The organism is Desulfococcus multivorans, from assembly GCF_001854245.1.
Classification (GTDB): domain Bacteria; phylum Desulfobacterota; class Desulfobacteria; order Desulfobacterales; family Desulfococcaceae; genus Desulfococcus; species Desulfococcus multivorans.
On the sequence record NZ_CP015381.1, the window covers coordinates 2,650,073 to 2,669,391 of the forward strand.

17 protein-coding genes are annotated in these 19,319 nt (G+C 56.5%); 11 read left to right on the forward strand and 6 right to left on the reverse strand.

Annotation, left to right across the window (positions count from 1 at the left end; genetic code table 11):
• Nucleotides 1–378: 378 nt before the first annotated feature.
• Nucleotides 379–3,270, forward strand: a complete 2,892-nt coding sequence (locus tag dmul_RS11615) for a DEAD/DEAH box helicase (RefSeq protein WP_020875178.1) — start codon at nt 379–381, stop codon at nt 3,268–3,270.
• Between the two features lie 103 nt (nt 3,271–3,373).
• Here dmul_RS11615 and dmul_RS11620 read toward each other — a convergent pair whose 3' ends face one another.
• From dmul_RS11620 to dmul_RS11630, 3 genes are read right to left on the reverse strand one after another with little or no spacing between them, the layout of a single operon-like run.
• Nucleotides 3,374–4,924, reverse strand: a complete 1,551-nt coding sequence (locus tag dmul_RS11620) for an ATP-binding cassette domain-containing protein (RefSeq protein ID WP_020875179.1) — start codon at nt 4,922–4,924, stop codon at nt 3,374–3,376.
• Between the two features lie 3 nt (nt 4,925–4,927).
• Nucleotides 4,928–6,229, reverse strand: coding sequence for a CBS domain-containing protein (locus tag dmul_RS11625; RefSeq protein ID WP_020875180.1), 1,302 nt, complete (start codon nt 6,227–6,229; stop codon nt 4,928–4,930).
• Between the two features lie 4 nt (nt 6,230–6,233).
• A complete protein-coding gene (locus dmul_RS11630) occupies nt 6,234–7,139 on the reverse strand; it encodes a hypothetical protein (protein ID WP_020875181.1) in 906 nt (301 codons plus the stop codon).
• 331 nt (nt 7,140–7,470) lie between these two features.
• Here dmul_RS11630 and dmul_RS11635 point away from each other — a divergent pair, with 331 nt between their 5' ends.
• The 9 genes from dmul_RS11635 to dmul_RS11675 all read left to right on the forward strand — a co-directional run bounded on the left by dmul_RS11635 (nt 7,471) and on the right by dmul_RS11675 (nt 14,170).
• Nucleotides 7,471–8,487 (forward strand): alpha-hydroxy-acid oxidizing protein, encoded by a 1,017-nt coding sequence (locus dmul_RS11635; protein ID WP_020875182.1) that lies wholly within the window; start codon nt 7,471–7,473, stop codon nt 8,485–8,487.
• Between the two features lie 17 nt (nt 8,488–8,504).
• Nucleotides 8,505–9,056 (forward strand): glycine cleavage system transcriptional repressor, encoded by a 552-nt coding sequence (locus tag dmul_RS11640; RefSeq protein ID WP_020875183.1) that lies wholly within the window; start codon nt 8,505–8,507, stop codon nt 9,054–9,056.
• Nucleotides 9,057–9,226: 170 nt separating this feature from the next.
• Complete coding sequence (locus dmul_RS11645) at nt 9,227–9,490, forward strand: DUF6812 domain-containing protein (protein WP_020875184.1); 264 nt, start codon at nt 9,227–9,229, stop codon at nt 9,488–9,490.
• 215 nt (nt 9,491–9,705) lie between these two features.
• On the forward strand, nt 9,706–10,635 hold the full coding sequence (locus dmul_RS11650; protein ID WP_020875185.1) for a universal stress protein: 930 nt from the start codon (nt 9,706–9,708) through the stop codon (nt 10,633–10,635).
• The gene (gene yjgA, locus dmul_RS11655) at nt 10,632–11,177 is read left to right on the forward strand and encodes a ribosome biogenesis factor YjgA (protein ID WP_159449721.1); all 546 of its coding nucleotides are present in this window, start codon (nt 10,632–10,634) and stop codon (nt 11,175–11,177) included. Before dmul_RS11650 ends, yjgA begins: the two co-directional genes overlap by 4 nt.
• Nucleotides 11,174–11,572: an NFACT RNA binding domain-containing protein gene (locus dmul_RS11660; protein WP_020875187.1), complete on the forward strand. Its 399-nt coding sequence runs from the start codon at nt 11,174–11,176 to the stop codon at nt 11,570–11,572. The genes yjgA and dmul_RS11660 overlap by 4 nt, the downstream gene beginning before the upstream one ends.
• A 15-nt stretch (nt 11,573–11,587) precedes the next feature.
• Nucleotides 11,588–12,961, forward strand: coding sequence for a PFL family protein (locus tag dmul_RS11665; protein ID WP_020875188.1), 1,374 nt, complete (start codon nt 11,588–11,590; stop codon nt 12,959–12,961).
• A gap of 44 nt (nt 12,962–13,005) precedes the next feature.
• A complete protein-coding gene (locus tag dmul_RS11670; RefSeq protein WP_020875189.1) occupies nt 13,006–13,602 on the forward strand; it encodes an HD domain-containing protein in 597 nt (198 codons plus the stop codon).
• Nucleotides 13,603–13,672: 70 nt separating this feature from the next.
• Entirely contained in the window at nt 13,673–14,170 is a 498-nt protein-coding gene (locus dmul_RS11675; protein WP_020875190.1) for a DUF4389 domain-containing protein, read from the forward strand.
• 19 nt (nt 14,171–14,189) lie between these two features.
• On the opposite strand, the gene mtaB is transcribed toward dmul_RS11675, so the two are convergent.
• Genes mtaB through dmul_RS11690 form a run of 3 tightly spaced genes read right to left on the reverse strand, consistent with a single transcriptional unit; the run spans nt 14,190 to nt 17,037 of the window.
• Nucleotides 14,190–15,581: a tRNA (N(6)-L-threonylcarbamoyladenosine(37)-C(2))-methylthiotransferase MtaB gene (mtaB, locus tag dmul_RS11680; protein ID WP_020875191.1), complete on the reverse strand. Its 1,392-nt coding sequence runs from the start codon at nt 15,579–15,581 to the stop codon at nt 14,190–14,192.
• Nucleotides 15,578–16,612, reverse strand: coding sequence for a tRNA 2-thiouridine(34) synthase MnmA (mnmA, locus tag dmul_RS11685; protein ID WP_020875192.1), 1,035 nt, complete (start codon nt 16,610–16,612; stop codon nt 15,578–15,580). The genes mtaB and mnmA overlap by 4 nt, the downstream gene beginning before the upstream one ends.
• Nucleotides 16,609–17,037 carry an NIL domain-containing protein gene (locus tag dmul_RS11690; RefSeq protein ID WP_020875193.1) on the reverse strand — a complete coding sequence of 143 codons (429 nt, stop codon included), beginning with the start codon at nt 17,035–17,037 and terminating at the stop codon, nt 16,609–16,611. Before dmul_RS11690 ends, mnmA begins: the two co-directional genes overlap by 4 nt.
• A gap of 117 nt (nt 17,038–17,154) precedes the next feature.
• On the opposite strand from dmul_RS11690, the gene dmul_RS11695 reads away from it, so the two are divergent.
• Nucleotides 17,155–19,317, forward strand: coding sequence for an alpha/beta fold hydrolase (locus dmul_RS11695; protein WP_020875194.1), 2,163 nt, complete (start codon nt 17,155–17,157; stop codon nt 19,315–19,317).
• The last annotated feature ends 2 nt before the right edge of the window (nt 19,318–19,319 follow it).

Genomic DNA, 19,319 nt, shown 5'->3' on the forward strand with positions numbered 1-19,319 from the left:
GAAGGCTGAAGGGGTGTGCCTGTGGTGAACGGAGCACTTATCCCTCTTTTCTTTTCTGACCTCTGTCCTCTGACCTCTGTCCTCAGCCTTCAACCGCTACCCGGCCACCATAACGAAAGCCAAAAAGTTGATATATATGGTATTTGTTATATACACATTTTGTTTTTTTATCAAGAAAATAGAAATTTATTCAGCACGTCGTTCCGTACCGTAATCCTCCCATGCCATTATCATCGACGGGGTGTGCGATGTCGTGATTCGACGCCTCATCGGACGGGATTTTCGAGATCCTCCCGACCCTGTTTTTGCTTGTCCGGCCGCTTTGATTCTGATAATCTTCAGTTTTAAGCCCTTTGCAGGAAAGTACCGCTCGGCGAAATGAAATTCGGCTCCGACATCAACGAGTATATCCGTTCCCTGAAAGCCTCCCCCCGGATGGGCGATCAGGTGGTTTATCACATGACGCTTCCGGAGCGCCCGGCAGACTTCGCCGCGCTCGAGCGCCCTCTTGCCGATCCTCTCCGTAAAATTCTGACGGCCGCCGGCATCAACCGGCTTTACCGGCATCAGGCTGCAGCCGTGGACATGATCCGGACCGGCCGTCACGTGGTGGTCGCCACCCCGACAGCGAGCGGGAAAAGTCTGGTTTACAACCTGCCGGTTCTGGAGCGTATTCTGGAGAATCCCGATTCGAGGGCTCTCTACCTTTTCCCGCTGAAAGCCCTCGCTCAGGACCAGCTGCGCACGTTTTCGGCGATGCTCGGGAAGAGCGACGTCCTCAAAAAAGCGACGGGAGCCATCTATGACGGCGACACCAGCGCCTGGCACCGCCGCCGCATCCGTGAAAAACCGCCCAACGTGATTTTTACCAACCCGGAAATGCTTCATCTCTCGCTGTTGCCTTATCATGAAAAATGGGCCGGTTTTTTATCGAACATCAAGATCGTGGTCATCGATGAGGTCCACACCTATCGTGGTATTATGGGATCTCACATGGCCCAGGTGTTCAGGCGTTTCAGACGGATCTGCACCCATTACGGCGCATCACCTGTATTCGTCTTCAGCTCAGCCACCGTCGCCAACCCGGCGGAACTGGCCGAAGCGCTTACCGGACTCATCGTGACGCCCGTCACCGAAAGCGGTGCGCCTCAGGGGAAAAAGCACCTGGTCTTCGTGGACCCGTTTCAGGGGCCCGCCCAGACCGCCATTCTTCTGCTCAAAGCTGCACTTTACCGAGAGCTCAGAACCATCGTCTACGCGCAATCCCGAAAACTCACCGAACTGATCGCGCTTTGGGCCGGAAGTCGCGCGGGGGCTTTTGCCGACCGAATCAGCCCGTACAGGGCCGGATTTCTCCCTGAGGAGCGACGCGAGATCGAAGGGCGCCTTTCCGATGGAGAGCTTCTGGCGGTCATCTCCACCAGCGCCCTGGAGCTGGGCATCGACATCGGCGATCTGGACCTCTGCCTCCTGGTAGGTTACCCCGGCACCATTGTCGCTACATGGCAACGCGGCGGTCGGGTGGGGCGGAGCGGCCAGGATGCGGCGATCATCCTTGTCGGCGGAGAGGATGCCCTGGACCAGTATTTCATGCGGAATCCCCTGGAATTGGTCACCCGGGAAGCCGAGGCCGCTGTGATCAACCCTCGAAATCCGGAAATTCTCAAACGCCACCTGCTTTGTGCCGCCGCTGAGTTGCCCCTTGACCGCGACGAAGAGATCATAAACGAGAATGCCGTCAAGCAGGCCGCGGATGCCCTTGAGGCTGCCGGAGACCTTCTCAGAAGCGGTGACGGAAAACGGCTTTTCAGCCGTCTCAAGGCACCCCACCGTCTGGTGGACTTGAGGGGAACCGGCAGTCGATTTGCCATCGTCTGCGCTCAAACCGGATCCAACAAGGGTGAAATCGACGCTTTCCGCGCCTTTCGAGAGACCCACCCCGGTGCCGTCTATATCCACAACGGCGATACTTTCCTGGTGGAAACCCTCGACATCGACGCCGGCATCGTCAAAATCGCCCCGGCCAAGGTGAACTATTATACCCGGGTGCGGGCCAACAAGACGACCGAAATTCTCGAGATTTACGAGGAATGCACCGCGTGGGGAACCCGGGTCTTCACCGGCCGCTTGAAGGTCACGGACCAGGTGTCCGGATATGAAAAGCACCCGATCCACGGCCGCGGAAAGCGCGCCGTCATCCCCCTGAATCTGCCGCCCCAGATCTTTGAAACCGAAGGCCTGTGGATCACTATTCCGGACTGGGTACAGCGAAAAACGGAGACGGAACGACTGCATTTCATGGGCGGCATCCACGCCGTCGAACATGCGGCCATCGGCATTTTCCCACTCCTGGTCATGACCGACCGAAACGATCTGGGGGGCATTTCGACTCCGCTGCACCCCCAGGTCGGATGCGCGGCCGTCTTTGTCTACGACGGCATACCGGGAGGAGCCGGACTGAGCCGGCAGGCTTTCCGGAAAACGGAGACGCTGCTGGAAGCGACCCTCAAATCCATTACGGCCTGCGCCTGCGAATCCGGTTGTCCTTCATGCGTCCATTCCCCCAAATGCGGCTCCGGCAATCGCCCCATCGACAAAGCAGCCGCACGATTCATTCTGGAAACCCTTCAGACCGCCGCCGAGTCCCTTCCAACACCGGAACCGTCCAGGCCTGCAAGGCCGACACTGCCCATGCCGGCCTCAATACACCCTTCGTTTCAAGGTCGTTCTCCGGCCCCGAAACGTTTCGGTGTGTTGGACATCGAAACCCGGTTGTCAGCCGATGAGGTGGGGGGATGGCACCGAGCCGATCGGATGGGTGTCAGCTGCGCCGTACTTTACGATTCAGGGGCGGATCGTTTTTTTGATTATCTGCAGGACCAGATACCGGCTTTGACGGCACGCATGAAAACGTTGGATCTCGTGATCGGCTTCAACGTCAATCGTTTCGACTACCGTGTGCTGACCGGCCAGATCGATTTTGATTTCAAAACACTGCCCACCCTCGACATACTTGAGGAGGTCAAGCGGTACCTTGGATATCGACTGTCGTTGAACCATCTGGCGAGCGTGACCCTGGAAACGGAAAAAACGGCCGACGGCCTTCAAGCCCTGCGGTGGTGGAAAGAGGGCCGCATCCAGGACATCATTGACTACTGCCGAATGGATGTAGCGGTCACCCGTGATCTTTATCTTTACGGTAGGGAAAAGGGCTACCTGCTTTTTCGGAACAAAGCCCTCAACATCGTTCGGATCCCGGTCCGCTGGTGACGCGGCGAAAACCGATCGCAGGTGTAGACGCGATAATTCAAGCGGCTTCTCGATCCCATCCGCATACGGGGAGGCTTCAAGGAACGCCTCGAGGCCCGGGGTATCAGCGTTGACCAGACAGAGATCGCCTCGGAACCTTCCCGGAAATACCCCCCTGCTTTTCAATGATTCCCGCGGCCCGACGGCCGTCCGCGGTCTTGAACAATCGCAGCACGTGAGTGGTGCATGCGGGAATCTCTTCAATATGATGGACCACGCAGAGAATGTGGGTAGGGGTGTGCCGGCCGACGGCATCGATGAGTGCAAGGACCCGTTGTCGATTTTTCCGGTCGAGGCCTTGACACGGTTCGTCCAGGATGAGCAGGATCGGCGATTTTACCATGGCCCGGGCCAGAAGAACCATCCGCTGCTCTCCTTGAGAGAGCTGGGGAAAGGGGCGCTGTGCCAGATTCGCAATCCCCATGTGCCGCATCCATTGTCCGGCGATTTTCTCCTCCTCCGGAGTGGACCGCCGAAAAAGACCTATGGAATCATAAAATCCCGACAGAACGACCTCCAGACCGATGATGTTTTTACGGTAGCGGATCTGAAACTCCGGAGAAATCATGCCGATGGACGCTTTGATCTCCCAGATGCTTTCTCCGGTGCCCCGCCGTCTGCCGAAAAGACGGATATCGTTGGCATACGCCTGAGGGTGGTCTCCGGCGATCATTTGGAGAAGGGTTGATTTCCCGGCACCGTTGGGACCGAGAATCGTCCAGTTTTCGCCCCGTCGGAAGGTCCAGTCGAGACCGTCGATGACGGCGGTCGAGCCGTAAGAGACACACACCCCCCGCATGGCCACCAGAACCGGCGGCGACGCCTTCCGAATGCCGCGAAACGGCGGGATGGCCGACAGCTTCGTCCGGATGTCTTCAAACACCGGAGTTTCACGGTTCGCATCAAGAAAGGCTTTTCGAGGCCCCTTCCCCACAACGCCCTTTTTCCCTAATACAAGAACATGGGTTATTTCCGGAGGGATTTCGGAAAAGCGATGGGTGACCAGAACGATTTGAGCGCCTTCCGCCATCAATTTTCGGACAAGAAGCATGAGGTCCCTTCGGGAGGACTCGTCCAGGCCTTCAAAGGGTTCGTCAAGAATCAGCAGAGTTGGCAGCTTCGGGAACCGTGCCAGCGTCTTTGCGATCAGGACCTTGCGCATCTCTCCCGTGGAAAGGGCCTGAACGGGACGATCCATCAACAGGGACACACCTGAATTCAGAGATGTCAGGACGTCATTGTCGAGGGTTTCGAGGTTTCCCTCGAAAAGGTCCCGTACTGTTGTCAGGTTTTCTGCGTTGCAGCTGAATTGCCGGGATATGTCGAGGCGCTCCTCTCGGGCGATCAGTCGGCGGTGGGATTCAAAGGAAACATATCCTGTGTTTTCGATTTTCCAGGCTTTCCCGGGGATGACTCGCCCCCGTACGACCGGGAGTTCTCCGGCCAACGCCTGGACAAGGGTCGACTTTCCCGTCCCGTTGGGACCCGTGACCACCCAGTGCTCGCCCCGCCGGATCCGCCACGAAGTGCCCTCCAGAAGCAGCCGCGTTCCCCTGCGGACCGCGATATCCACAAGGGAAACAACAGCGTCCCCTTCAGGCAATGCCGTTTCCACGGATCAATCCGGGAGCATGTCATAAAAGTAGAGCATCACGTCCGAACGCGTGACGATGCCGATGATCTCATCATTTTCAACCACCGGAAGCCTGCCGATGTCGTGCTTCACCATCAGCCGGGCTGCCTGCATAGGGCTCTTTCCCGGTTCAATGGTTCGGATATCCTTGCTCATGAAAGCCCTGACAGGTGCTTTCATGTCCTTACTTTTTCGAACCTTCCTGAAATCTCGACGGGAAATGACCCCTACCAGGCGACCGTCTTCCACCACCGGCAGCCCGGTACAGCTCTTTTCCGTGAGAATCTTGCGGAGATCGGACATGGACGCGTCGGCGGATATGGTCATCACCGGGAAAGACATGAGATCACTGATCTGGACCGAAGCCTGCTGATTGCCTTGGATAAGTTCGGTGATCATCTCCTGGATCGTATCGGGATTGACAAAATCGACCATAGCCGACCCCGCCCCCGGATGTCCTCCGCCGCCGAGACTTCGCATGATGGCGCCGATATTGAGGCCGTCGGCGTTGCTGCGCCCGATGACGATGGACTTGCCTTTTCTCTGTCCGGTAAATATGCCGAAGACCGCATCGACATTCAGGATCTCCCGGCACATCTGAGCCACCACCGAAAGGCTGCCCACATGGCCATCGATGTCGATCTTGTGGAAAGAGACCTTGTACCCGTTGATGCTTTCCCTCTCCTCGGATTTGAGCATCTCAAAAAGGACGTTCTTCTGTTTCTCCCCGTAGGCGGGCCGAAGGAGGGATGCGACCACGTTGACATCGGCCCCCATTTCCATCAGGTAAGCGGCGGCCATGACGTCCTCGGGGCAGGTGGCCGGGAACATGAAGCTTCCCGTATCCTCATGGAGGCCCGTCAGGAAAAGGGTTGCCTGTATCGGCGTGAGCGGTTTGCTTTCCAATCGCATCTGACGCACCATCAGCGTAATGTTGGCCCCCATGGTTTCGTGTCGGATCCAGTTGGCGTTGATGTCGCCCTTGTCCGGATGATGGTCCCAGACAATCACTTCCAGGTCGTCCACCCTGGCTTTGAGTTTGCGAAGACCGTCCAGCCGATGCCATTGGTTGACGTCCACCACGACAAGAGACCGCACCTTGTCCAGATCGATTTCATCCACCGTCCGGACATCGAAAAGATCTTTGTGGATGGCAAGGAATGACCGGACATTGGGATTGATGTTCCGGGGGATCACCGGAACGGCACCCGGATAGAGAACCGTTCCGGCGATGATCGAAGCGAAGCCGTCGAAATCCGTATTTTTGTGGCTCGTGACGATGCGCATGGGGTCACGCTGAAGTCATACCGGTAGAATCCACAACGGCTTCCCGCTGATCCTCGGGGGGATCCCCGGGTTTGGGGGACGCCGTCGTCTGCTTTGAATCCTCCTCGAAAGACTCCTTACGAACCGCCGGTTGTGGATCCTCAACTGGCTGGGCCTCGTAGACCAGACGCGCTTGCGGCGCCGACCCGCCGCGGTATTCGAGTTGAAGCCGTGCCTTTTCGAGTTCGGCCTGGTTGTCGATGCTCCGTTTGGCCAGAAGATACCGAAGATAGATGATCCAGACAAACAAACCGACAACCACCGTTCCCGCTGCGATGAAGACCCATTTGAACCTGACGAGGGTGTCGACGCTGACCCGGCCGATATAGGTGACCATGTTGGGGAGCACCCAGTACATGAACACCGCGAGAAGCAGAAGAAACCCGATGGTGAAGATGTTGAAACTGCTGATAGTGGCCACGATCTTCTCGAATTCAGTTTCATACCGGCCGATTTTATCGTTTGCAGATTTCGACCGCGCCGCCTCCTCTCCGTAGAAAAGCGATACATAAGCCTTGACGACAAAAGCGAAGAGCAGGATTACGCCAATGGGAATACCGACCGCAGCCGTAAACCATGCGCGGAACGGAAAGGGCTGATCTCGTACCTCCAGTTTTTTTTCATACTGGTCGAGCGGTCCGAACGTCTTTTCGAAATAGTACTTGTTAAAGTCGCTCAGACTTTTGCCGTCGGTCTCATGAATGACATTGCCGTTGCCGTCGATGATCTGGAGCCATGCCTTCCGTCCGGAGTTCATGGCGGCGACGGCAAAAATCTCAAGCTCGATAAGGAAGAGCACCACGGCGATGATAACAAAAACGGTCTTGTGTTCTTTCAGCAAAGATGCGATACTTTTTTTTTGGTTGATCATTTGTTTTTCCTGGCTGTATTTCCCGGTTGTGTCCCCTCGAACCGGATGTTCAGGCCTGTGCCTGCGTTTCCCTTTCGGGCTCACAAACAGAAACATAATAACGATTTTGACGTTCGCACACTTTCATAAAAGGACTTGAGTGCCTGCTTTCCTGTAACCGAAACACCCCCGGCACAAGACATCCTGAGAACTGCCTGACCGATAGACCGTCGGGGACAAGTCGCCCACCGGCCAAGGTCCTCCGCGATGACGGCGTCAAAACGGATACAGCCTCATTAACACAGAGACTCATCGAAATTCAAGGCGTAAAACCAAGGAGTAAAGAATCCAGATGAAAGAAGTTCGCCAAACGGCAAAGGAAAGAATGAAGGGCTATTGTCGGGTTTGTCCGGTATGCGACGGGCGTGCCTGCGCCGGTGAGGTACCCGGCATGGGCGGCATCGGTACGGGAAGCGCTTTCATGAATAATCTGAGTGCGCTTGCCGCCTTCAGACTGAACATGAAAACTCTCCACGACGTCGCAGAACCGGATACCGGCATCGAGCTTTTCGGTAAACGATTGGCCGTTCCGGTCCTGGCGGCGCCCATCGGGGGCGTCTCATTCAACATGGGAGGGAAGATCTCCGAAGAGGATTACATCCGTGCGATATTGGAGGGTTGTGTTGAAAAAGACACCCTCGGCTGCGTTGGCGACGGCGTCCCGGCATTTATCCACGAAGCGGGATATGCTGCGATCCGTGAGTTAAACGGCGCCGGGATTCCCTTTATCAAACCGTGGGAGGAGACAGAGCTGTTCGAGAAGCTCGAAAAAGCCGCTGACACCGGCGTCGATATCGTTGGGATGGACATCGATGCAGCCGGTCTTGTCACGTTGAAACTCATGGGGCGCCCCGTCACGCCGAAGTCGCCGAAAAAACTCAGGGCGATCATCGATAAAACGCCTATGAAGTTTATCCTCAAGGGGATCATGACACCGGATGAAGCTCGCCTCGCCGTCGATATCGGTGCCGACGGCATCGTGGTGTCCAACCACGGCGGAAGGGTGCTGGATCACACTCCCGGCGCAGCGGAGGTGCTCCCCGGCGTCGTCGAAGCCGTCAAGGGGAATATTACCGTAATTGCCGACGGGGGGGTGCGCACGGGCGGCGATGTTCTGAAAATGCTGGCCTTGGGCGCCGATGCCGTCATGATCGGTCGCCCCTTTTCCATCGCCGCGGTCGGCGGTCTCAAGTCCGGTGTCGAGGCATTCATCGATCAGATTCATTCGGAACTCGTCTCGGCCATGATTTTGACCGGGACGGCCTCGGCGGCCGCGGTCGACCCGACAATTTTGTACGATTTTTCCTGAAAGGGGCTGCCGACATCATGGACCCGAAAATCGTGATTACCATTCTGGGTCAGGATCGACCCGGCATCATTGCCCGAATAACCCGGGTTCTGTTCGAACAGGACTGCAATGTGGAAAATGTGAGCCAGACGATCCTTCAGTCTGAATTCTCGGGCATCTTCATCGTGTCGATACCCGAAACCCTGGCCATAGACGCGCTTTACAGTCGCCTGATCGACCAGACGGAGGATCTCGGCCTGCATGTCTACATCAAGGATCTGAAGCCGGCACCCCCGGCTTCGCCGGCCGGCGATCCGTTCGTTATCACCACCCAGGGTCCGGATCGAAAGGGTCTTGTCGCCGCCGTCACAGCGATTATCGCCGAGCACGGCGTCAATGTGACCAACCTTCAGGCCGTGTTTAAAGGCGGCAATGATCCGACCCGAAACATCATGATCTATGAAGTATGCATCCCCTTGGAAACGGATCGGGCGAAAATGACGGAGCAGCTGACCCGTAAAGCAGCCGAACTGGGTCTTCACCTCAGCATTCAGCACCGGCGTATCTTCGAGACCATCAACCGAATTTGAGGGTTCCGGTTTGAATCCCGGTCTATTTCTGGTATGATAATGGATAGCTGGAATTCAGGTCCAGACTGTCAGACAAAAGCGACGAGAGACCCGAATTTGCGGTTGCCTTTTCGAGGCGGGCTGTTTCAACACAGCACGGACGCAAGCCGATCCTTATCTGGAGCAGTGGTATGAGTGAAGCCGACGGTATCCACAGTAACGAAAAATGGCAGGAGATCAAAGCCCAACGGGTCCGGGTCAAGCTGGCCGATGGAACGATTTTTCGCGGCAAGATCAATCTGAACAGCGAGGCTGTTCCCGCGGATCGGATGAGCGACTTTTTTCTGAAGGGGGTCAGTCCGTTTATTATTCTTTTCGATGTGAGTGCACAGGGTAGAAATTCCTTTTTTATCCTCAACAAGAGTCATATCGTCTGGATAACCCCCGATGATTGACGACCGCCAGGCATCCGGCCGCTTCGGCACGTTTCTCGAGACGGACCTGACGTGTTCATAAAAAGTCAATTTCCAGACGTTTTGAAAGAGTTGAATATAGGTTTACAATCCCCCAAAAAATGCGAGATAGTTTCAGTCCATTCCAATGACGAGGGATATGCGTAAGACAACAACCGGGCTTTTTGTGGAGCCGTCAGACAAGGATTGAGGGAGCTATGGAAAAAAAAATACTACTGGCCGTGGATGAATCCAAACATGCCAAAAATGCGATTCAATATGTCATCAATATCGCACCTCGGGTCAACCAACTCACCTATACCCTTTTCCATGTTCAGCCCCAGATTTCCCAATTTCTTCACGACGAGGCCAGAATCAACGTAAGAGCCCAATCGGCCATTGAAAAAATCAAAAAGAAAAACGCCCAGAACGCGCATGCTCTGCTGGAAAAATATAAGAATTTCATGGTGGATGAAGGCATCGATGAAACCCATATCGAGAGCAAAACCGCTCCCCGTAACCTCGGGCTTGCCAAGGACATTATCGAGTTTGCCCAGAAAAAGCATTATGACGCCGTGGTCGTAGGACGGCGCGGTCTCACCAAAATGCAGGAGGTCTTCATGGGCAGCCTGACCACCAAACTCGTCGAGCACTCACAGGTCATTCCCCTCTGGATCGTGGACGGCAAGGTGACCTCCCGTCGCGTCCTTGTGGCGGTCGACGGCTCCGAGAGCGCGTTCCGGGCGGTGGATCATGTAAGCTTCATCTTCCGCAACAATCCCCATGCGACCATCACCCTTTTCCATGTCACACCGAGACTCAAGGATTACTGCCGGCTCGATTACATTACCGATGAAGAGGATCTGGAATCCGCGATTCTCCAGAGCGACAAAAAATGTATCGATCAATTTCTATCCGTCGTCGAGAAGAAGTTCATCGATGCCGGCATCGCCAGGGAGCAGGTCATCGTCCGGCAGACCAAACCCCGTTTCAGCATCGGCGACGCCATTTTGGAGGAAATTCAAAAGGGAGACTACGGTACCGTGGTTATCGGACGGCGCGGCACCGAGCGCGCCTTCTATCTGGGAAGGGTCTCCAACCAGGTTCTGTCCAAGACAACCCGGCGGGCGGTATGGTTGGTCGCGTGACCGATAACACCCCTCTTGAAAACGGCGACCGTTTTCTTCACAAAGAGACGCCGCCGAGCAAGTCCAGGCGAAAACGGGAAATGATCGAGCTTCAGAACCTTGGTGAACGCCTCGTGGCGTTATCGCGCCAACAAATCGATCGATTGTCGCTGCCGCCGGAGCTTCGTGAGGCGGTGATTTTTGCCGGTACGCTGACCCGACACGGCGCACGACGACGACAGATTCAACGGATCGGAGCGCTGATGCGGGAGGTGGATTCCGATCCCATTCGGGAAGGCTTGGACCGGCTGGATCAACGCTGTTACGATGAAATCCTTCGGTTCAAAAACGCCGAATCCTGGCGGGAACGGCTCCTGGCTGAGGGCGACGCCGCAGTAACAGCCATGGCAACAGCATTCCCAGCGATGGACCGTCGACGAGTCCGGCAACTGTTACGAAACGCCCAGACAACGGGACGCCCTGCAGTGAGGACACGGGCATCGAAACAGCTCTTTCGATACATCATCGGATTGTTGACCGAGGCACCCGAGCCCCTATCATGAAATTCGAGGCTTCCTTTCAAAAAATTGCACCCCGACTTTACGAGTACCGGCTGGCCGGTGACTGGGTTGTTCTGGCCGGTCGATCGGATACAGACAATGACACGCTCAGCATCAAGCTGGCCGCACCGAACGACTGGTGGTTTCATGTGCGGGGGGTTCCCGGCAGTCATGTAGTGTTACGGGTCACGGACAATCGTGAACCGAACCGCGAAACCCTTCGCCGGGCTGCCGCCGTCGCCGCCTACCACAGCAAGGCTCGAAACGGCGGCATTGTACCCGTCGCCTGCACTCAGGCCCGGTATGTCTCCAAACCGAGAGGTGCCAAACCGGGGACCGTCCAGATACGGAAAGAAATCATCCTCAAGGTGCGGCCTGCCCTCCCGAAACAATCTTAAATCAAGGTCAATCTGATGTTAACCCAAAGAGAGATTCTTTCCACAATTGAAATGCTCCGAAACGAGCATCTGGATGTTCGTACCGTGACCCTGGGCATCAACCTCTTTGACTGCGCGGGTCACAATCTCGCTGAATTCAAACGGAAAATTCAGGACCGCATTCTCGGGCTTGCGGAGAACCTGGTGGAGACGTGCAACGAGGTCGGCGACAAATACGGCATCCCCGTAGTCAACAAACGGATCGCCATCAGCCCGATGGCGGCGGTCGGTGCGGCTTTTTCCGCCGGGGAGATGGTGGAGATCGCCCACACCCTCGACCAGATTGCCGGGAAAGTCAACGTCGACTTTATCGGCGGGTTCTCCGCGCTGGTCGAAAAAGGTATGGCCAAAGGCGATCGTGCCCTCATCGCCGCCGTTCCCCAGGCCCTGACCGAGACCGACCGCGTCTGTGCGTCCGTCAATGTCGCATCATCCAAGGCCGGCATCAATATGGACGCCGTCCTGCTCATGGGACAGATCATCAAAAAGGCCGCGGAAATGACCGCGGATCGGGACGGGATCGCCTGCGCCAAACTCTGTGTCTTCGCCAACATTCCCCAGGACATGCCTTTTATGGCGGGTGCCTATCTGGGCATCGGTGAACCGGACGCCGTCATCAACGTAGGGGTCAGCGGACCCGGTGTCGTCAAAAAAGCTGTTGATCGTGCACTCTCAACCCGTCCGGACATGCCCCTTGGCCTGATCTCCGAAGAGATTAAGCGAACCGCCTACAAGGTCACGCGCATCGGCGAACTGATCGGCCGGGAGGTGGCCGAACAGTTGGGCACTCAATTCGGTGTGGTCGACCTTTCTCTGGCACCGACACCCAACGTGGGGGACAGCGTGGGAGAAATTTTCCAGAGTCTGGGCTTGCTCAGCATCGGTGTGCCCGGCACTACGGCGGCCCTGGCCCTCCTGAACGACGCGGTTAAGAAAGGCGGGGCTTTCGCCAGTTCTTACGTCGGCGGCATGAGCGGGGCCTTCGTGCCGGTCAGTGAGGATCTCAACATTTCCAAGGCGGCCGAGGAAGGTCACCTCACCATCGAAAAACTGGAGGCCATCACCAGCGTCTGTTCCGTCGGGCTGGACATGGTTGCCATTCCCGGGGATACCAGCGAAGATACCATCGCCGCCATCATGGCCGACGAGATGGCCATCGGGGTCATCAACAAAAAAACCACGGCCACCCGCCTGATCCCGGTGCCGGGAAAAAAGGCCGGGGAGCGGGCCTGTTTCGGTGGACTGCTGGGGGAGTCGATCATCATGCCGGTGCAAAACATCCCCGGGCCCAACCGCTTTATCCGCCACGGCGGCCGCATCCCCGCACCGATTCAGAGTCTGACCAATTGAAGTTCAGCGAAAAACGCCTCCCGGCAGCAGCATTGGAGCCGATAATGATCGTTCCATCCAAACATGAATGTTTCGGATTGATTCATTCAGCCGGAACACTTGACCACATCGTTGCCCACTCCATCCAGGTCTGCCGGGTGGCCCTCCTGATCGCCGACAGTCTCCAGGGTCAGGCCGGCTGTCTCAACCGGAGCATCGTTCTTGCCGGCGCCCTGCTCCACGACATCACCAAGACCCGAAGTCTCACCACCGGCGAGCGCCATGCGGAAAGCGGCGGCGTATATCTTTCGGGAAAGGGGTTCCCCGAAGTGGCGGCCGTCGTCCGCCAACACGTTCGTCTGGACACTTTCCACCCGACCGGACCTGTCTCCGAAGCCGAGATTGTCAACTATGCGGACAAGCGGGTCATCCATGACCGGATCGCGCCCTTGGACGAGCGAATGGCCTACATCCTGGAGCGTTACGGCAAAACGCCCGAGTTACGGGACCGTTTGAATATCATCTGGGAAGAAACCGTGAGCCTGGAAGAGAAGCTCTTCCGGCGGCTCCCTTTTCCTCCGTCGGCTTTGACGGAACAACTTCCCGACGAAGATCGGAACCGGGAAATGAAGGAATATGCGGAATCGATTTTGACATGTTGACCCTCTGGGGATAATCTGTTATTTCCCATGCACATTCTTACCGATCACACCTACAAAAGGAGGCATCCTCATGGATCAGGTCAAAGCGGTTCTTTTTGCCGTGTTGAACGCATGCTTGAATTTCATCCTGGCCCGGAAAAAAATCGGGATCTATTTCTGTTTCGCCGCCCTCTACGCCATCCTTACCGGCATGGTCGCCTTTGCGTTTCTCGTTCTCACGCTCCTTCAAGGCATCGTGCTCATCATCCTGACCCAGCCCAACGGCGCCATCAAAAGCCTGAATCATCGCTTGACGGTATACATCTACAGGATGTTGCGCTTCATCGCACTTTGCGAAACCCAGAAGCCCTACCCCTTCGGTCCCGTCCCTCAGGAAATAGAACCTGCGGACGAGGTGGATCTCAGGGTCGAGACCCCGGAAACGAATATGTTTGGCCCGAAAGGCCCTTCAAAGCCGGCGGCCGATACCGAGCCCGGCGCTTCCCAGGGCGATGCGCCGGAGGGCAAGGCGCCGGAACAGCCGGCTGATTCGGTTCCAATGGGATACGACGAGGAGAAGGAAAAATAGATTCCTGAGACAAACGCGTTTATCGAGGGGGCAGGTCATTCATCAGACGACCGAATACCAGCTTGCCCGGCCATACCCGTTCGACAACAACGGGTACGATACAGTTTTTCAGACCGTCGCCCCCTTCCAGCATCACCTTCAGATAATTTGAACTCATCCCTTTCAACAACCCTGTTTCAGCATCCCGCTCATTTTCCACGAGAACAGTGACGGTCCGTCCCAGAAAACGCCGATAAAACGCCTTGCGCTTAATACTCCCCAGATCCCGCATGCGACGACACCGGTCCTTGATCGCATCGATCGGGACCGGATCCGGATAACGGGCGGCGGGAGTGCCTTTTCTCGCCGAGAAAGGGAAGACGTGGAGATAGCTGATGGGCAGGTTTTTCACGGTTTCATAGGTATTTCTGAAAGCCGCCTCACTCTCGCCGGGGAACCCGATAAGCACATCCGCGCCGATAGCGGCGTGAGGGATTTCATCGTCTATTCTCACAACTATCTTCTCGAAGACGTCTCGCGTATAGGGCCGATGCATGCGACGCAAGACACCGTTATCCCCGCTCTGGAGCGGAACATGAAAATGGGGGCAGAATCGCTCCGAAGCGGCCACCCGGTCCACGATATCCGCGGACAGCTCAAGGGGCTCGATGGAGCTCAACCGGACCCGATCGATGACGGCTTCATCGTCGATCCGTCGGAGCAGTGTCGGAAGATCCGCAGACGGCTCAAGATCCCGTCCGTAACATCCCAGGTGGATGCCGGAAAGGACGACCTCACGGTACCCTGCCGCCGAAAGCCTTGCGATGCTCTCCATCACCTCCGAAAGCGGCATGCTTCGACTGCGGCCCCGGGCATAGGGCACGATACAGTAGGTGCAAAAGGCATCACAGCCGTCCTGGATCTTCAGCGAAGGCCGGGTGCGGTTGCCGTTGGGAACGGCAGGCATCGGATCGAATCCCCGTGCGTCCGCGACATCACGCCTGAGAACCATGGGCGAGAGGGTTTTCATCGCCTGAAATTCAGGCGCCGGATCCACATCCGTTTCGAAACGCCGGGGCGTCGAAGCGTCCTTGAGATAAACGTCCACAATCTCAGCGATGCGGTGCTTGTCGCCGTGGCCCACGATGAAATCGACCCCTTCGATTTTCTTGAGTGCTTCGGCTTCCGTCTGGGCATAGCAGCCCGTCACGACGATAAAAGCGCCGGGATTGGCTCGAACGGCCTGGCGAACGGCCTGGCGCGACTGCATGGAAGCTTTTCCCGTCACAGTGCAGGTATTGATGATACAAAGCCCTGCCGGCCAGTCTTCAGGGGCCGGCCACCAGTCTGCCTCCCTGAGGGCAACCCCCAGGGATTCGGATTCGCATTGATTGACCTTGCAGCCCAGGGTAATGATTTTAAACGATTTCAACGGTACCTCTCAATCCAACCGCCCCCCAACACCTCGCTTTCTCTGTAGAAAACAGCACCCTGACCGGGGGTTACGGCCGGTTCAGGCGCGTCGAAAAGAAGCGTTCCGCCACCCCTGTCATCCGGTTCGAACGTTGCCGGCACCGCCTGGTGCCGATATCGGATTCGAGCCCTCAAACGGATTCTCCCCGAAGGGGGACGCCCAATCCATCGGATGCTGGAAAGACGGCATCGGGAGACGCCCATCTCGGTCCTGAACCCCACCACCAGACGGTTCTCCCCGGGAACTGTATCGATCACGTAATAAGGCTCCGAAGCCGGACAGTTGATGCCTTTGCGCTGCCCCACAGTGAACTGATGAAGCCCCGAATGGGTACCGATGATCCGGCCGTGCACATCCGAAATCGGCCCCGGGCGAGGCTCGATCCCACCCCGCTCCACCAGAAATTTCCGGCAGGATCCCTTGATGAAACAGACATCCTGGCTCTCGCGGCCTTCGATCGGCGAAAGCCCTCTTTCAGCCCCCAACCGCCGCACCGCCGTCTTGGTCATGCTCCCCAGGGGGAAAAGGGCGCGCGACAGCTGAACCTGGGACAGAAACGCCAGGAAATAGGATTGGTCCTTTCGGCTGTCCCTGCCTTTGAACAAACGGCATGTCCCGTCCGGATACCGCCGGATTCGGGCGTAATGACCCGTAGCCATCCAATCGGCGCCCATCTGCCGGGCGATCGTCATGACGGCGCCAAACTTGACATCGGGGTTGCAGACGAGGCATGGATTGGGGGTCAGCCCCTTTTGGTAGGTCGTGACGAAATAGTCGACCACCCTCCGATGAAACAGGTCGCCGACGTCCACGATTTCCAGAGGGATATTCAGCTGTCGGGCCGCCCCCTGCACCTGTTCCATGGAGAGATCCTGATATCCGGTAAAAAAATGGATACCCATAAGGCGGTGACCACGCTCCTGGAGAAGACTTGCCGCCACAAGTGAGTCGATCCCACCGCTTATGGCGATGGCTGTTCTGGGTTTCATTCAAAAAACATCTTATTGGTGGGACGGATCCTCATGGCACGGGTGGGACAGGCGGTGATGCACAACTCGCAGACGCTGCACTTTTGTTCTTCAAATTCAACACGCATCTCCGGACGCCGGATATGGAGGGCGCCGGTGGGGCAAACCGCCGTACAGGCGCCGCAATGGGTGCATCGCTCCTCCAGCCGTTTGACCTCCTGATCGGCGTTGGTCACCTTGACGCCCTGATCTTTCAAAAAGCTCACACCGGACTTGAAATTCTTTTTCTCGCCATAGAGCTCAAGCACCAGAATGCCTTCCTTGCGGGGAAGGACCTGAGCGTTCAGGATATTGAACATGAGATCGTAATCCTTGACCAGGTGACAAACGATGGGCTTATGGGCGACCTCGCGTGGAAAGCGAAGAATCAATATCTTAGAATACATGGATGACCTCCGAAAGTACTTTATTTTTAATTCAAAGCGTTATACGATAATCCCAACGTAAGCCCATGTCAATCGAAACCTGATAGATTACCATCGCCACGACATGTCAATGAACCCATGAATCGATTCGCATACCTGACAACGGGCCTTGCCATCAAGACCCTTTCCAGCCTCTCCAGGGCCAATATCCATGTTCACGGAACGGAAAACATTCCCAGAGGGTCGATCATCTTTACAGTGAATCACTTCACACGCATCGAAACCATGATCCTCCCCAGCTATATCTACAAACTCACGGGAGGCGTTCCCGTATGGTCGCTGGCGGACGCCGCTCTTTTCAAGGGAGGGCTCAAGACCTACCTGGACTATGTGGGCGCCATTTCCACCCGTGATCCGGATCGGGACTGCCTGATCCTCAAAACCCTGCTCAAGGGAGACGCCGCCTGGATCATCTTCCCCGAAGGTCGGATGGTCAAAAACAAGAAGATCGTCCACCGGGGCCGCTACATGATCCTGAGCGAGACAGGCAAACACCGGCCCCATACCGGTGCCGCCAGCCTGGCGCTCAGAACCGAATTCTACCGGCGGCGCATGGGGAAAATCGGCGCGACATCGCCCGAAGAAGCCCGGCGCCTGATGTCGCTCTTCGAAATCGACGCCCTTGCGCCGATGATGGAACGACGGACCTATATCGTCCCCGTCAACATCACCTATTACCCCTTGCGCGCCCATGAAAACCTGCTCAGCAGACTAGCCGTCACCTTTGTGGAGGACCTGGACGAACGGGCCGTGGAAGAGCTGATGACCGAAGGGTCCATGCTCCTTTCCGGTGTGGACGTCGACATCCGGTTCGGTGCGCCCATCGATGTCGGCATCTATCTCGACCATCCCACCGTTCAACGGGATATCGAAACACCGGGTTACATCAGCTTCGACAATCCCATCCCTTCCGCAAAGATTCTCAGGAAATCGGCCGCGAAAATCATGGAACGCTACATGAGAAGCATTTACCGGATGACCACCGTGAATCACGATCATCTGGCGGCCTCCATCATCCGCCACATGCCTTTCCGACGAATCCGCATCGACGATCTGAAACGCCGCCTGTTTCTCGCGACGCAGCTCAATCTGAAAGGCCTCGAGATCTTCTTCCACCACAGCTTTGAGACTGATCAGGTCCATCTTCTTACCGACGACCGTTACGGCAAGTTCGGCGACTTTATCACCATCGCCGTCGCGAAGGGTGTTCTCGCTCGTCAAGGTCCCTATCTCGTCAAAAAGAAACCCTTTTCAACCCCTATATTCAACTTCCATCAGATTCGGGTCGACAACCCGATTGCCGTGATGGCCAACGAGGTGGAACCGTTGGAACGACTTCAGCGTAAAATCCGACCCATCGCCTTTTTACCGGAATTCTGGATCAGGCGCCGCACGGCAGCCTATCTGATCAGACAGGCCGAGTCGCTCTACGAGCAGGAGTATGAAACCTTTTTCGTGGACGGCGAGTCGCGTCCTAAAGAGGTCGGCATGCCCTATCTGGTCAGAGGAAAAGGCAGCGGGATCGGCGTTCTTCTGATCCACGGATACATGTCGGCTCCCATTGAAATGGCGGAGCTCGCCGGGTATCTCGGCAGCAAGGGCATAACAGTTTATGTCGCACGCCTCAGAGGACACGGCACTTCACCCGATGATCTGGCCACGCGTACCTACTCGGACTGGCTCAACGCCGTCGATGCGGGCTTTGCCGTTGTCCGCAGCCTGTGCAAACGGGTGGTTGTCGGTGGATTTTCCACCGGCGCGGCGCTGGCTCTGGATCTGGTGTCGCGGAACGAAGGCGTTCAGGGGGTTTTTGCCGTCTGTCCTCCCCGAAGGCTGCATGATCCCTACTTGATGAAAAATATGGCATTGGACTTCTGGAACCTGCTTGTGAAAAGGGTGCGGGGCAATGCGGATCGGGAAAAGGAATTCATCGAGAACCTGCCGGAAAACCCCCTTACAAACTACAGCCGGAATCCGGTATCGGGAATCCGTGAAATCGAACGACTCATGGAGCGGCTGGATCAGAAGCTGCCGGGTATCGATATTCCGGCCCTCCTGATCCACTCCCACCGGGACCCTATTGCCTTCCCCGGTGAATCGAAACGAATCTTCGATCTCATCGGCTCCGAAAACAAGACGTATATCCTGTTCAACTTCGACCGACACGTCATCCTCGCCGGCGACGGCGCCCACCGGGTTCACCGGGTCATCGGAGACTTCATCGCAGACCTCACGGCATAAAG